Raw genomic sequence first — 13,580 nt, forward strand, 5'->3', positions numbered from 1 at the left:
CGTGGGGTGCGTGGGGTGCGTGGATTACGAGGAGGCCCCCGGCGGTGGATACCGCCGGGGGCCTTCGCGTCGGTGGTGCGGCGACTCAGCGGCCGTAACCCTCGTGGGTGTCGTCGATGTTGGCGCACTGGTTGCCGAACGCCGGGTTCAGCAGGGCGATGACGTTCACGGTGTTGCCGCAGAGGTTGACCGGGATGTGGATCGGGACCTGGACGACGTTGCCCGACGCCACGCCCGGCGAGCCGACGGCCGAGCCCGCGGCGTCCGCGTCCGCCATGGCCAGACCGGCACCACTGAGCACAACGGCGCCCGTGCCGAGAACGACGCCGGCTGCCTTCGCGATGCGAGACATCACGTTTCTCCTTCGAATCGGTGAGCGCGGGCGCACGAACGCGACCGCACTGCACCTTCAACGCCAGGACTGACAGCGGGTAACGGCGCTGAACGTGACATCATTCACCAAGATGTGTCATATCGGGCCATAGGTCATATGAACTGCTTGGTTTGACGGGGTCCACGCGTGCGTGACGCGTGCGTGCGGTTCATGGGCCGGGGTGGTTCACGGGCCGAGGTGGTTCATGTGCGTGTGCAGAGGCCCGTCGGGTAGGCGGCCGGGGGGCGGCACTGGAGCTTGTAGTCGTCCGCGCTCGTGCTCGCGTACCGGCCCACACAGTCGGTCGGCGTGGCTCGGCCGCGTTCCTCGCAGAAGGCCAGGGCGTCGCGGCCGTCGGTGAAGGGGCCCGGCGCGTAGACGACCCAGTAGCCGGGGCGCAGGGACGCGTAGTCGTCGCTGCGGAGGTAGACGGCCTCGGGGACGGACTTCCGGACGGCGGCGAGCCGCCGGTCGCGGGCGGCCGTGCCGGAGCCGACGGGTTCGGAGAAGAGCTGGGCGATCCACCGTCCTCCGGAGGCGGGTGAGGAGCCGGCGGCGGAGGGCTCTGCCGAGGACTTCGGAGTGGGCGTGCGGCTCGGCGAGGGTGATGTGGCGGCCGGGTTGCCGCCGCCCTGGGCGCGGTCCTTCTTGCCGTCGCCGTCGCCGCCCCGGTCGCCCAGGGTGAGCACGAGAGCGGTCGCGGCCGTCACGAGCGCGACCACGACGACGGCGACGGTGGCGACGAGCGCGGTACGCCCTTCGCGTCCGGGCGGGGGGTGGTCCCCGACGCGGGTGGGCTCTTCACCCGGTGCGGCCACTGACGCTTCGGTGAGCGCTTCGGCGGACGTGCCGGCGGGCGCTTCCACGGGCGCTGCGGTGGACGCTTCCACGGGCGCTTCGGCGGGTGTCGGGCCGTTGAGGCTGCTGGGACCGCCGAGGCCGCTGGGACCGTTGCGGTCGGTGTGTGCGGACCGGGCGCCGCCCAGGACGTGGGTCGGGGTCGTCGTGGGGCCGGGCGGCAGCCGGGCGGGTGTCGTCGGCGGCGCCCAGTCCGGCGTCGTACCCGACTCGGCCCGCGCCAGCATCGCGTCCAGCCGTGCCGCGTCGGGGCGGGCCGCCGGATCCCGTACGAGCAGGGTCTGGAGTACGGGTGTCAGCGGGCCGGAGCGCACCGGCGGGGGCAGGGTTTCGTCGAGCACGGCGGCCAGGGTGGCCAGGGTCGTCCCGCGGCGCAGCGGGCTGACGCCCTCGACGCACACGTACAGGACGAGCCCGAGGGACCAGAGGTCGGACGCGGGGTCGTCGTTGTTGCCGCGGATCCGCTCGGGGGCGATGTACTCGGGTGAGCCGATGAGTTCGCCGGTCGCCGTCAGCGCGGTGGAGCCCTGCAGTGCCGCGATGCCGAAGTCGGTGAGGACCGCTGAGCCGTCGGTGCGCAGCAGGATGTTGGCGGGTTTGACGTCCCGGTGCTGGACCCCGGCCGCGTCGGCGGCGCGCAGGGCGCCGAGTACCTGGCGGCCAAGCCGGGCGGCCTCCGTGGGCGACAACGGGCCGTCGGCGAGCCGCTCCTGGAGCGAGACGCCTTCGACCAGTTCCATCACGAGCCAGGGGTGCGGGTCGTCGTGCACGATGTGATGGATCATCACCACGTTCGGGTGGCTGACCCGGGCCAGCGCCCGTGCCTCGCGCAGGACCCGCTCGCGGACGGCTTCGGAGGCCGCCGCGTCATGCCGTACGGCCTTGAGGGCGACCTGCCGGTGCAGCACGTTGTCCCGCGCCCGCCACACCGTCCCCATGCCCCCGCTGCCCAGCCGTTCGACCAGCTCGAACCGACTGTCGACCATGTCCCCCGGTGCGTTCATGGCGGACAGATTAGTGCGGCCGGCGGGCGGGGCCGACGGGGAGCGTGGGTGGAAGGCGCAGGCGGGGAGTGGTCCTCAGTCGATACAGAACTCGTTGCCCTCGATGTCCTGCATCGGTATGCACGCTTCCGTACCGTCGTACAGCGTCCGCACGTGCACCGCGCCGAGCGGGACCAGTCGCGCGCGTTCGGCCTCCAGCGCGGCGAGGCGCTCCGCACCCACGAGTCCGGTGCCGACCCGCACGTCGAGATGCAGCCGGTTCTTGGCGGCCTTCCCCTCGGGGACGCGCTGGAAGTAGAGACGCGGGCCCACCCCGGAGGGATCGACGCAGGCGAACCAGGAGTCCCGCTCCTCGGCCGGCTGCGAGAGCTTGTAGTCGTCCCACGTGGCGAACGCCCCGGGCGGCGGCGGTACGACGTACCCGAGCACCTCGCACCAGAAGCGGGCGAGGCGCTCGGGTTCCGCGCAGTCGAAGGTGACCTGGAACTTCTTGACCGACGTCATCCGGCCACCGTAGGGGCGCGTGCCGCGCGATGTCACCAGCGTGCTCTTGGCGCGGAGGGAGGGCCGGCGGGCACGACCGCCGGGAGGGAGTGTCGGCGGCCGTCGGGATCAAGCCGCGAGATGCCTCTGCCACGACGCGGTGCAGCCCCGGGAAGGGCTGCCCGTAGAGGCTGTTTGCGCCCCCGGCAGGACTCGAACCTGCGGCCAAGCGCTTAGAAGGCGCCTGCTCTATCCACTGAGCTACGGGGGCCGGGTGTGGTGGCCTGTGGTGCTGGTGCCCGGGTATGGGCGGGGCTGTGACCTTGCCGGGGACAAGGATAGAGCTCCTGGGTCCCTGTGCTTCGCGCTTCACCTCCGTGGCTCGATGTGGAGGTTCAGTGAAGCGGTCCTGATAATCGCAGGCAGGTACGAATCGTGCATCGCTTTTGGCGTCTGACGCCCCGGGTGTTGTGCACTCGTTATGCCTGCGCCCCAGTCGTCCCTTAGGCCCCGTGTGTCCAATCGGCGCGCAGACATGCCCATATGCTTTAGAAAGCCTGCAAAATTGGGCATTCTTCGCATGTGGTGACCTTGGACGTACGGCCCCAGCTGCTCGACGCACTCTCCGCCCTGCGCGACCGTGTCGCCGCCGCACGCTTCCCGCTGCCCCTGGCGGGGGCTCCACGCGCGCGTGCGAACCGCGACGAACTGCTCGCGCAACTCGACGACTATCTCGTGCCCCGGTTGAGAGAACCTGAAGCGCCCCTGCTCGCCGTGATCGGAGGATCGACCGGGGCGGGCAAGTCGACGCTGGTCAACTCCCTTGTGGGGCGGCGGGTCAGCGAGGCCGGGGTGCTCCGTCCCACGACGCGTACCCCGGTGCTCGTGTGCCATCCCGAGGACCATCACTGGTTCAGCGGGATGCGCGTACTGCCCGACCTCACGCGCGTGTGGATGCCGCAACAGGACGTCGACGACGATCCCCTGCTGCCCGGCGAGGAGGATCTGCGTGTCCTGCGCATCGAGACCGCCGACACCCTCCCCCGGGGGATCGCCCTCCTCGACGCGCCCGACATCGACTCCCTGGTGGCCGGAAACCGGGTGCTCGCCGCCGAACTCATGTGCGCGGCGGACATCTGGGTGATGGTCACCACGGCGGCACGGTACGCCGACGCGGTGCCGTGGCATCTGCTGCGTACCGCGAAGGACCATGACGCGACGCTCGTCACCGTGCTCGACCGGGTACCCCACCAGGTGGTGTCCGAGGTCTCGCGGCAGTTCGGCGCGCTCCTCGCCAAGGCGGGACTGGGCGAGGTGCCCCGCTTCACCGTGCCCGAGCTGCCCGAGTCGGCCTGGGGCGGGGGGCTGCTTCCGGCCACCGCCGTGGCACCTCTGCGCGCCTGGCTGGCCCAGCAGGCCCAGGACCCGGGCACCCGGCACCGGGTGATGGCACGTACCGCGTACGGGGCGCTCGACTCGCTCAAGTCGCGGATGCCCGAGCTGGCCTCCGCCGCCGCGGCCCAGTACGCCGCCGCGCTGCGGCTCACCGCGGCCGTCGAGGGGGCGTACGACAGTGAGTACACCCGGCTGCGGGGCCGGCTGCAGGCCGGGGCCGTCCTCGCCGGGGGCGCGCTCAAACGCTGGCGCAGCTACCCGCTGGACTCCAGCGCAGGTGAACTGCTGGACTCGCTCGTCGAGAGCCTGGCCGCACTGCTGCTGTGCGCCGTCACGGCGGCCGACGAGCGCGTCGACGAGGCGTGGCGGCGCGAACCCGCCGCGGGCGCCCCGGGGCTGACGGACCGCGATCCGACGCTGGAGAGCGCCGAGCACCGCATCGGGATGGCGGTCCGGCGCTGGCGCCGCGTCCTGGAGGAGTACGCCGAGGACGAGGTACGCGCCCTGGAGAAGAGCGTCGCGCCGGATCCCGAGGTGGTGGCCGCGCTGGTGGCCACCGCGCTCCTGGGCGGCCGGCGGGCGCGTTCCGCGGGGGAGGGGCTCGCCGAGCGGATCGGTGCGCACGGGGCGCTGCGCCTGCGGGACAAGGCCGGCCGGCTGCTCACCGAATACCTGGACAAGGCACTTCACGACGAACGGGAGCGGCGGCTCGCCCCGCTCGACGCACTCGACGTACATCCGGAACCCCAGGCCGAACTCATCGCCGCGCTGTCGGTACTGCAGAAGGAGAGGTGACCGCGGTGACCGCCGTCACGGACCACACGGATCACGCGGACCAGCCGGGGGACGACGACGCCCGCAAGAAGGGCCCCGACAGGGAAATCGTGCGCAAGGAGAGGCACGACAGGGAAGACGGGCGCAAGGAGAAGGGGAGGTCCGGGCGCGGGGCCGCTGGAACGGGCTCCGACTCCCGCGATGGCGTCGACCCCGGTTCCGGTTCCGGAGGCGCGGATGCCGTGGACTCCGGACCCGGGGGCGCCGCCGACTCCGCTGACGCGGTGGGCGGCTGGGACGACGGGCTGATCGCGCGGCGCGTGTCCGCCACGGCCGAGGGGCACAGCAGGCCCGTACCGGAGACCGTCGTGGACCACAGGCCGCCCGCGGTGCCTCCCCTCGCGTACGACGGGCCGCTGCGATCCCGTCTGGACGCGCTGCGCGAACTGGTGGGGCTCTCCAGGACGCGGCTCGACAGCCGGACCCTCGCCGAGGCGGGGCAGGTCCTGGACGAGGCCGCGGCGCGGCGCAGGCTCTCCGGGCAGCACACCGTCGTCGCCATCGCGGGAGCCACCGGAAGCGGCAAGTCGCAGCTCTTCAACGCGCTCGCCGGAGTGGCCATCTCGGAGACCGGGGTGCGCAGGCCGACCACCGCCGCCCCCATCGCGTGCAGCTGGAGCGACGGCGCGGCCGGACTCATCGACCGGCTCGGCATTCCGGGCCGGTTGCGCCGACGGCCGCTGCAGAGTGCCGAGGCCGAGGCGCAGTTGCGCGGGCTCGTCCTGGTGGACCTGCCCGACCACGACTCGGCGGCCGTCCAGCACCGGGAGCACGTGGACCGGATCCTCGCGCTGGTGGACGCCGTCATCTGGGTCGTCGACCCGGAGAAGTACGCCGACGCGGTCCTCCATGAGCGGTATCTGCGGCCCATGGCGGGCCACGCGGAGGTCACCTTCGTGGTCCTCAACCAGGTCGACCGGCTGCCCGGGGAAGCCGCCGACCAGGTCCTCGACGACCTGCGGCGGCTGCTCGACGAGGACGGGATCGCGCTCGGCGAGTACGGCGAGCCGGGCGCGACCGTGCTCGCGCTGTCCGCGCTCTCCGGGGACGGCATCGCGGAACTGCGCGAGGTGCTCGGTCACTTCGTGGCGGAGCGGGGCGCGGCGGCCCGCCGGATCGCGGCCGACGTGGACGCCACCGCGGCGCGCCTGTGGCCCGTCTACGCCAACCGGCGCCAGGCCGGGCTCAGCGAGGAGGCACGCGACGAGTTCGCCGACCGGCTCGCCGACGCGGTCGGCGCCACGGCGGCGGGCGAGGCCGCCGAGCGCGCGTGGCGCCGCAACGCCAACCGCGCGTGCGGCACGCCCTGGCTGCGGCTGTGGCGCTGGTACCAGGACCGGCGCGAGCCCGCGACGGGACGACTGGCCGTACGGACGTACGACGACGAGGAGGCCACGGCCCGGCAGCGCGTCGAGCAGGCGGTGCGCACGGTGGCCGAACAGGCGACCGACGGACTGCCCGTGCCCTGGGCGCAGGCGGTCCGTGAGGCGGCCGTACGGGGGTCGCAGGGTCTGTGCGAGGCCCTGGACGAACTGGCGGTACGGGCCGGGACGCCGGTCGGTCGGCCGCCGCGGCCGGGCTGGTGGCCGGCCGCGGTACTCGCGCAGGCGGCCATGACGATTCTTCAGGTCGTGGGCGGCCTGTGGCTGTTGGCCCAGGTCATCGGCATCATGTCGCCGAACCTGGGGGTGCCCGTGCTGCTGATGGTCATCGGCATCGTGGGCGGCCCGGCGGTCGAGTGGGCCTGCGGACTCGCGGCGAACGGGCCCGCACGGCGGTACGGGGCCGAGGCGGAACGGAGACTGCGGGAGGCGGCGTCGGGATGCGGCCGGGCCCGGGTCCTCGATCCGGTGGCGGCTGAGTTGCTGCGGTACCGGGAGGTGCGGGAGCAGTTCCTGCGGGTTTCGGGAGTCACGGTGTCGGCGGGGTGAGGTGCGGAGGGAGAGGGGCCGGGACAGGAGAGGGGCCGGGACAGAAGAGGGGGGAGGCTCTCGTTCGGGTGGCCGAGTTGTCCACAACCGGGGGGCGGCCCACAGGGCTCAGCGGGTTCGGGCCGGCGGAGGCAGTCTGAGATCCCGGCGGACACGACGTGATGGGGACGTCGAGTCCGCCGGGAGAGACGGACGCAGCCGCACGGGACGAGCCCGTGCGCGTGGGCAGGGAGGGCTTCCGCGATGAACGAGACGACGGTGTGCGTGGTGGGGAACGTGGCGACACAGCCCGTGTTCCGGGAGACGGCGGCAGGGCCGTCGGCGAGGTTCCGGCTGGCGGTCACGCAGCGGTTCTGGGACCGCGAGAAGAACGCGTGGCGGGACGGGCACACCAACTTCTTCACGGTGTGGGCCAACCGGGCGCTGGCGGCGAATGTGCAGGCGTCCGTGTCGCTCGGGGAACCGCTGATGGTGCGAGGCCGCCTGAAGGTGCGCTCCGAGCAGCGCGACGGGCAGTCGTGGACGGGCGCGGACATCGAGGCCTCGGCGATCGGGCACGATCTGGCGCGCGGTACCGCGGCGTTCCGCAGGACTCTCAAGGGCGACCAGGCGGCGGATCAGGCGGCGGATCAGGTGTCCGGCCGGTCGCCGGGCGGGCCGGCCCATCCGGAGCCGAGCTGGGAGACGGAGCCGGCCGGTCGGACGGATCAGGCCGATGGGGCCGAGACGACCGACGAGGCCGCCGGGGCGGCCGGGGCGGCCGATGGGGCCGAGGCGGCTTCGCGGCGGCAGGAACCGGCTTTCGCGGTGTGACCGTGGTGACGGTGCGTGCTGAAACCCCGGACTGACCGAAGTGCGGCTTATCGGTGCGTGCGTGACGAACGGTCCCAGTGGATTTGTCGACAAGCGCGGCCCGTAACCGGCCCTGGCGATAACGATTCCGATTCGGATCACTGATCGGATGACATGACCGGGGAGGGAGGTGCGCCCCGTCCTTAGGATGCCGGGCATAGCTCTCGGGGCTGCTGATTCCGCTGGTGGGACCGTAACCCTCCAGTTCAACGGGTCCCGCTCGAAAGGGAATTCTGTGCTTTCTTCGTTCTCTGCGCCGTCCGTGCACGGGCGAGGTGCCGCCGCCGCCCGCCTGGCTGCGGTGGCCCTCGTGTCCGGCCTCGTCGCTGTGAGCGCCGTGACCACCGCCGGTGCGGCTGTCGCGGACGAAGTCCCCTTGAGCCAGGGCGGTGCGACGGCCACGATAGGCGGCCTGAAAACGTCCGGGCCCGCGGTCATCCACGAGGAGGGCGGGGACAAGCAGGTCTCCGCCGGGCTCTTCGAGATGTCCGTGGACAACGGCGGCACCCTGCAGACCTACTGTGTCGACATCTACAGCCCGACCCAGAAGGACGCCAAGTACCAGGAGACCCCCTGGAGCGGCACGTCACTGAACGGGAACCCCGACGCGGGCCGGATCCGCTGGATCCTGCAGAACTCCTACCCGCAGGTCAACGACCTCGCCGCGCTGGCCGCGAAGGCCGGCGCGAAGGGCCTCACCCAGCAGGACGCGGCGGTCGGCACGCAGGTGGCGATCTGGCGGTACTCGGACGGCGCCGACGTGGACGCCGTGGACCCTCAGGCGGAGAAGCTCGCCGACTACCTGCAGCGCAGCGCACGTGACCTGGCGGAGCCCGCGGCGTCCCTGCAGCTGGACCCGCCCGCGGTCTCCGGCCGCCCGGGCGAACTGCTCGGCCCGGTCACCGTGCGCACCAACGCGTCCGCCGTGACGGTGACGCCGCTCGCCGACGTCACGAGCGGAGTGAAGGTCGTCGGCCGGGACGGCAAGGAGATCACGTCGGCGACCGACGGCAGCGAGCTGTTCTTCGACGTGGCCGATGACGCCGCGGACGGTTCGGCCGCGCTGACGGTGCAGGCCTCGACCACCGTGCCCGTCGGTCGGGCCTTCGCCTCGGAGACCAGGAGCCAGACCCAGATCCTGGCCGGTTCCAGCGAGTCGACGGTCTCCGCGGCGGCGACGGCGAACTGGGCCGTCACCGGAGCGATACCCGCGCTGTCGGCCGAGAAGAACTGCGCCGAGGTCGGCCTCGACGTCACCGCGGTGAACGAGGGCGACGAGGCGTTCACCTTCGAGCTGATGGGCACCGAGCACACTGTCGAGGCGGGCTCGTCACAGACCGTGACGGTTCCGCTGGGGGAGGGCCAGGCGTACGACTTCACGGTCGAGGGGCCGGGGGGCTACGAGAAGCGGTTCCAGGGTGTACTCGACTGCAAGACGCAGAGCGCTGCCGCCGCCGAGAAGAGGGTCCAGACGCTGAACGAGCCGAGCCCCGCCACGGTCGGCGGCACCTCCGCCACGACCACCGACCTCGCCGAGACCGGCGCGTCGAGCGCCACCCCGCTGATAGCCGGAATCGCGATAGGCCTGGTCCTCGTCGGCGGCGCCGCGATCCTCTTCATCCGCAAGAAGAAGACGCCCGCGCAGGACTGAATGCCCGGAGCGGGGGGCCGAACCCCGGGCGCGTGGCTCAAGCCGTGCGAGCGGGATGAACGCGACCCCCGGACCGGGAAACCGCACCTTGAAAAGTGAACAGCGAGTCATCAGGTGCGCACTCATTGTGCCGCCGACCATGCGGGGCCAACCACCGACTCCCAGCTCACAGCCCTACGCCATACGCGTTTCCCCCGAGGGGTGGCGGTACGGCAAGATGGGGTGTATCTGCCCACTGCCGATTTCAAGCGTCCGGACGGTTTCTCTTGGCTGAGTTCATTTACACCATGCGCAAGACGCGCAAAGCGCACGGCGACAAGGTGATTCTTGATGACGTCACCCTGAACTTCCTGCCGGGGGCGAAGATCGGCGTCGTCGGGCCGAACGGTGCCGGTAAGTCGACCGTGCTGAAGATCATGGCGGGCCTTGAGCAGCCGTCCAACGGTGACGCGTTCCTGTCGCCCGGTTACAGCGTCGGCATCCTCATGCAGGAGCCGCAGCTGGACGAGAGCAAGACGGTCCTGGAGAACGTCCAGGACGGCGCAGCCGAGCTCATGGGCAAGCTCAGCCGCTTCAACGAGGTCGCCGAGCTGATGGCGACCGACTACTCGGACGCGCTCATGGAGGAGATGGGCAAGCTCCAGGACGACCTCGACCACTCGAACGCCTGGGACCTCGACGCCCAGCTGGAGCAGGCCATGGACGCGCTGGGCTGCCCGCCCGGCGACTGGCCCGTCACCACCCTCTCCGGTGGTGAGAAGCGCCGCGTCGCGCTCTGCAAGCTCCTCATCGAGGCGCCCGACCTGCTGCTCCTCGACGAGCCCACCAACCACCTGGACGCCGAGTCGGTGAACTGGCTGGAGCAGCACCTCTCGAAGTACGCGGGCGCCGTCGTCGCCGTCACGCACGACCGGTACTTCCTGAACAACGTCGCCGAGTGGATCCTCGAACTCGACCGCGGTCGCGCCCTGCCCTACGAGGGCAACTACTCCACGTACCTGGAGAAGAAGGCCACCCGCCTCAAGGTCGAGGGCCGCAAGGACGAGAAGCGCGCCAAGCGGCTCAAGGAAGAGTTGGAGTGGGTGCGGTCCAACGCCAAGGGCCGGCAGACCAAGTCCAAGGCCCGCCTCGCCCGTTACGAGGAGATGGCGGCCGAGGCCGACAAGATGCGGAAGCTGGACTTCGAGGAGATCCAGATCCCGCCGGGCCCGCGTCTGGGCTCCATCGTCGTCGAGGTCCAGAACCTGTCCAAGGCCTTCGGTGACAAGGTTCTGATCGATGACTTGAGCTTCACGCTGCCGCGCAACGGCATCGTCGGCGTCATCGGCCCGAACGGCGCCGGCAAGACCACGCTGTTCAAGATGATCCAGGGCCTGGAGACCCCGGACGCCGGCGCGATCAAGGTCGGCGACACCGTCAAGATCAGCTACGTCGACCAGAGCCGCGCCAACATCGACCCCAAGAAGACGCTGTGGGCCGTCGTCTCCGACGAGCTCGACTACATCAACGTCGGCCAGGTCGAGATGCCTTCGCGGGCGTACGTCTCCGCGTTCGGCTTCAAGGGCCCGGACCAGCAGAAGCCGGCCGGTGTCCTCTCCGGTGGTGAGCGCAACCGCCTGAACCTGGCGCTGACCCTCAAGGAGGGCGGCAACCTGCTGCTCCTCGACGAGCCCACCAACGACCTCGACGTGGAGACACTGTCGTCGCTGGAGAACGCGCTGCTGGAGTTCCCCGGTGCGGCCGTGGTCATCTCCCACGACCGCTGGTTCCTGGACCGGGTCGCGACGCACATCCTCGCGTACGAGGGCGAGTCGAAGTGGTACTGGTTCGAGGGCAACTTCGAGTCGTACGAGAAGAACAAGGTCGAGCGGCTCGGCGCCGACGCCGCGCGCCCGCACCGCGCCACCTACAAGAAGCTGACCCGGGGCTGATCTCCTTGCGGCACATCTACCGCTGCCCGCTGCGCTGGGCGGACATGGACGCGTACGGCCACATCAACAACGTGGTCTTCCTCCGCTACCTGGAGGAGGCGCGTATCGACTTCCTGTTCCGCCCGGACAAGGATTTCCAGCAGGGGTCCGTGGTGGCACGCCATGAGATCGACTACAAGCAGCAGTTGGTGCACCGGCACACCCCGGTGGACATCGAGCTGTGGGTCACGCAGATCAGAGCGGCCTCGTTCACCATCTCCTACGAGGTCAAGGACCCGGACCAGGTGTACGTGCGGGCCCAGACGGTGATAGTGCCGTTCGACTTCGAGGCGCAGAGGCCGCGCCGCATCACCGCGGAGGAGCGCGAGTTCCTTCAGGAGTACGCGGACGACGAGGGCGCCGGGACCGGTTCCTCGGGGGCCGTCGCCGCATGACGGCCCTGCACCTCGCCGACGAGGGGGAGGCGGCGGATCTCGCCGCCTTCCTGGCCCGGCTGATCCACTACGACCGGGCCGCCGCGGTGCGGCTGCAGGCGTCGGGGACGACGCTCGCGGTGTTCGGCCGGCCGCCGTCGTTCGAGGTGCTCGCGATCCGTACGGCACGGCTCGCCAAGCCGTACGAGGACGGTCTCGACCTCACCCTCGACGTGACGGTCTCGGCCGGTGAACTCCTGGAGTCCCTCGACGAGGCGGCGGCCACGGCGATCGTGCCCGCCGCCGTCACCGGGCCGCCGTGGGCCGGAGTGCTGCCGCCGCGCGGCGGCTGGCGGCCGGAGCCGGGGCTTCCCGCGCTCGACGCGGTGCGCACGGCGGTGGCCGCGGTGGTCGCCGAATTCCGGTCGCGAACCGACGCGTTGGCGCCCGAGGGGCGTACGCGGGCCGCGCTCGACGGGATCGGGCGGGAGATCTGGTCCCGGCCGGTCGGGGACACCGAACTCCCGGTACGGGCCGCACACGCGGCTCAGTCACTGGGGTTCCTCAGGCCCGCGCGCACCACTTCCGCCGCCTCGCCCGGCGCATCGGCGTCAGCATCCGCATCGACATCGACATCGGACGAGGCCGCGTTGCGGCTGCTCTCCTCGGGTGCGTGGCTCAGGCTGCGGACGCCGTACGGGACGATCGCCGTGCGCAAGGCGGGGCTCGGGGCGCTGGACGTCAGCGTTCGCTGAGCGTTCCGGCCGCTCGTTGCCCACCGGCTCATTCCCCGCTGCCTATCGCCCCCGCTCATTGCCCCGGCCTTTCAGCGTCCCTGTCGCGAGCGGGTCAGCGGTGTTCGCTGTCGTCCGGCCATACGCCGATGTGGTCCGGTTCGAGTTCCAGGGCGACGCGGTCGCGCATACCGAGGGCCTCGGTGTACTCGGCGGGCAGCTGGAGCCGACCGGCCCGGTCGAGCATCGCGTACTCGCGGGCGACGACCGTCTCGTGGCCGGTGGTGGCGTCCACCTCGGTGCGGCGCAGGACCTCCGTGGAAGTACGGCCGTCCCGGATGGCGACCGTCCGGCGCACCTCGCTGGCGACCGCCTGGTCGTGCGTGACGATCACGATGGTCGTGCCGAGCCGCTCGTTCGCGGTGCGGAACGCGGCGAAGATCTGCTCGGCGGTGTGCGAGTCGAGTTCACCGGTGGGTTCGTCGGCGAGGAGGACGGCGGGGTCGTTGGCCAGCGCCACGGCGATGGCGACGCGCTGCTGCTGACCGCCGGACATCTGGAACGGGCGCCGGCCCCGGCACTCCGCGACCTCCAGCAACTCCAGCAGCTCCAGTGCGCGTTCCGCCTGCGCGCGGCGGCCCTTGCGGGTGACGCCGAGCTGCATCGGCAGGGCGACGTTCTGGGCGGCCGTCAGATAGGGCAGGAGATTGCGGGCGGTCTGCTGCCAGACGAATCCGACGGTCTCGCGCCGGTAGCTGAGCCGGTCCTTCGCCCCCATGGTCAGCAGGTCGTGCCCCGCGACCCGGGCGGCGCCCGCGGTGGGCGTGTCCAGACCGGCCAGGATGTTCATCAGGGTCGACTTGCCGCTGCCGGACGCGCCGACCAGCGCCATCAACTCGCCCTCCCGCACCAGGAGATCGAGGCCCTGGAGAGCCTGCACCTCCACCCCGTCCGTGGAGAAGATCCGGACCAGCCGGTCACAGGTGATCAGGGCGTCATGGCCGTAGGCGGGACGGTCGCGGCGGTCGGCGGCACGCTGGGCGAGGTCGGCGAAGGAGGGACCGGCCGGACCAGTCGGACCGGGGGAACCGGCGGGACCGACGGAGTCGGTGGTCGTCATC

11 protein-coding genes and 1 tRNA gene are annotated in these 13,580 nt (G+C 71.5%); 7 read left to right on the forward strand and 5 right to left on the reverse strand.

Going from position 1 to position 13,580, the window contains the following annotated elements; genetic code table 11:
- Window positions 1-85: 85 nt before the first annotated feature.
- The 4 genes from K3769_RS28030 to K3769_RS28045 all read right to left on the reverse strand — a co-directional run bounded on the left by K3769_RS28030 (window position 86) and on the right by K3769_RS28045 (window position 2,989).
- Entirely contained in the window at window positions 86-352 is a 267-nt protein-coding gene (locus K3769_RS28030; protein WP_267029046.1) for a chaplin, read from the reverse strand.
- A 224-nt stretch (window positions 353-576) separates the two neighbouring features.
- Window positions 577-2,235 (reverse strand): serine/threonine-protein kinase, encoded by a 1,659-nt coding sequence (locus K3769_RS28035; protein WP_267029047.1) that lies wholly within the window; start codon window positions 2,233-2,235, stop codon window positions 577-579.
- Between the two features lie 75 nt (window positions 2,236-2,310).
- Window positions 2,311-2,739, reverse strand: a complete 429-nt coding sequence (locus K3769_RS28040) for a VOC family protein (protein WP_267029048.1) — start codon at window positions 2,737-2,739, stop codon at window positions 2,311-2,313.
- A gap of 177 nt (window positions 2,740-2,916) precedes the next feature.
- A tRNA-Arg gene (locus K3769_RS28045) sits at window positions 2,917-2,989 on the reverse strand.
- Between the two features lie 311 nt (window positions 2,990-3,300).
- Between K3769_RS28045 and K3769_RS28050 the strand changes: the two genes are divergently transcribed.
- The 7 genes from K3769_RS28050 to K3769_RS28080 all read left to right on the forward strand — a co-directional run bounded on the left by K3769_RS28050 (window position 3,301) and on the right by K3769_RS28080 (window position 12,480).
- Window positions 3,301-4,908, forward strand: a complete 1,608-nt coding sequence (locus K3769_RS28050; protein WP_267029049.1) for a dynamin family protein — start codon at window positions 3,301-3,303, stop codon at window positions 4,906-4,908.
- Between the two features lie 5 nt (window positions 4,909-4,913).
- Window positions 4,914-6,878 (forward strand): YfjP family GTPase, encoded by a 1,965-nt coding sequence (locus K3769_RS28055; RefSeq protein WP_267031584.1) that lies wholly within the window; start codon window positions 4,914-4,916, stop codon window positions 6,876-6,878.
- 243 nt (window positions 6,879-7,121) lie between these two features.
- Window positions 7,122-7,691: a single-stranded DNA-binding protein gene (locus tag K3769_RS28060; protein ID WP_267029050.1), complete on the forward strand. Its 570-nt coding sequence runs from the start codon at window positions 7,122-7,124 to the stop codon at window positions 7,689-7,691.
- 274 nt (window positions 7,692-7,965) lie between these two features.
- Complete coding sequence (locus K3769_RS28065) at window positions 7,966-9,381, forward strand: Cys-Gln thioester bond-forming surface protein (protein WP_267029051.1); 1,416 nt, start codon at window positions 7,966-7,968, stop codon at window positions 9,379-9,381.
- Window positions 9,382-9,647: 266 nt separating this feature from the next.
- On the forward strand, window positions 9,648-11,312 hold the full coding sequence (gene ettA / locus K3769_RS28070) for an energy-dependent translational throttle protein EttA (protein ID WP_267029052.1): 1,665 nt from the start codon (window positions 9,648-9,650) through the stop codon (window positions 11,310-11,312).
- Window positions 11,313-11,317: 5 nt separating this feature from the next.
- Window positions 11,318-11,746, forward strand: a complete 429-nt coding sequence (locus tag K3769_RS28075; protein ID WP_267029053.1) for an acyl-CoA thioesterase — start codon at window positions 11,318-11,320, stop codon at window positions 11,744-11,746.
- Window positions 11,743-12,480, forward strand: a complete 738-nt coding sequence (locus tag K3769_RS28080) for a DUF8010 domain-containing protein (RefSeq protein ID WP_267029054.1) — start codon at window positions 11,743-11,745, stop codon at window positions 12,478-12,480. Before K3769_RS28075 ends, K3769_RS28080 begins: the two co-directional genes overlap by 4 nt.
- Window positions 12,481-12,574: 94 nt before the next feature.
- On the opposite strand, the gene K3769_RS28085 is transcribed toward K3769_RS28080, so the two are convergent.
- The gene (locus K3769_RS28085; RefSeq protein WP_267029055.1) at window positions 12,575-13,579 is read right to left on the reverse strand and encodes an ABC transporter ATP-binding protein; all 1,005 of its coding nucleotides are present in this window, start codon (window positions 13,577-13,579) and stop codon (window positions 12,575-12,577) included.
- Between the last annotated feature and the right edge of the window lies 1 nt (window position 13,580).

Origin of the sequence: Streptomyces ortus (assembly GCF_026341275.1) — a bacterium.
GTDB classification, from domain to species: Bacteria; Actinomycetota; Actinomycetes; order Streptomycetales; family Streptomycetaceae; genus Streptomyces; species Streptomyces ortus.

Coding starts and splice junctions, on each gene's coding strand:
- K3769_RS28030 (WP_267029046.1), bottom strand. CDS start 352: ATGTCTCGCATCGCGAAGGCAGCCGGCGTCGTTCTCGGCACGGGCGCC.
- K3769_RS28035 (WP_267029047.1), bottom strand. CDS start 2,235: ATGAACGCACCGGGGGACATGGTCGACAGTCGGTTCGAGCTGGTCGAA.
- K3769_RS28040 (WP_267029048.1), bottom strand. CDS start 2,739: ATGACGTCGGTCAAGAAGTTCCAGGTCACCTTCGACTGCGCGGAACCC.
- K3769_RS28060 (WP_267029050.1), top strand. CDS start 7,122: ATGAACGAGACGACGGTGTGCGTGGTGGGGAACGTGGCGACACAGCCC.
- K3769_RS28080 (WP_267029054.1), top strand. CDS start 11,743: ATGACGGCCCTGCACCTCGCCGACGAGGGGGAGGCGGCGGATCTCGCC.
- K3769_RS28085 (WP_267029055.1), bottom strand. CDS start 13,579: ATGACGACCACCGACTCCGTCGGTCCCGCCGGTTCCCCCGGTCCGACT.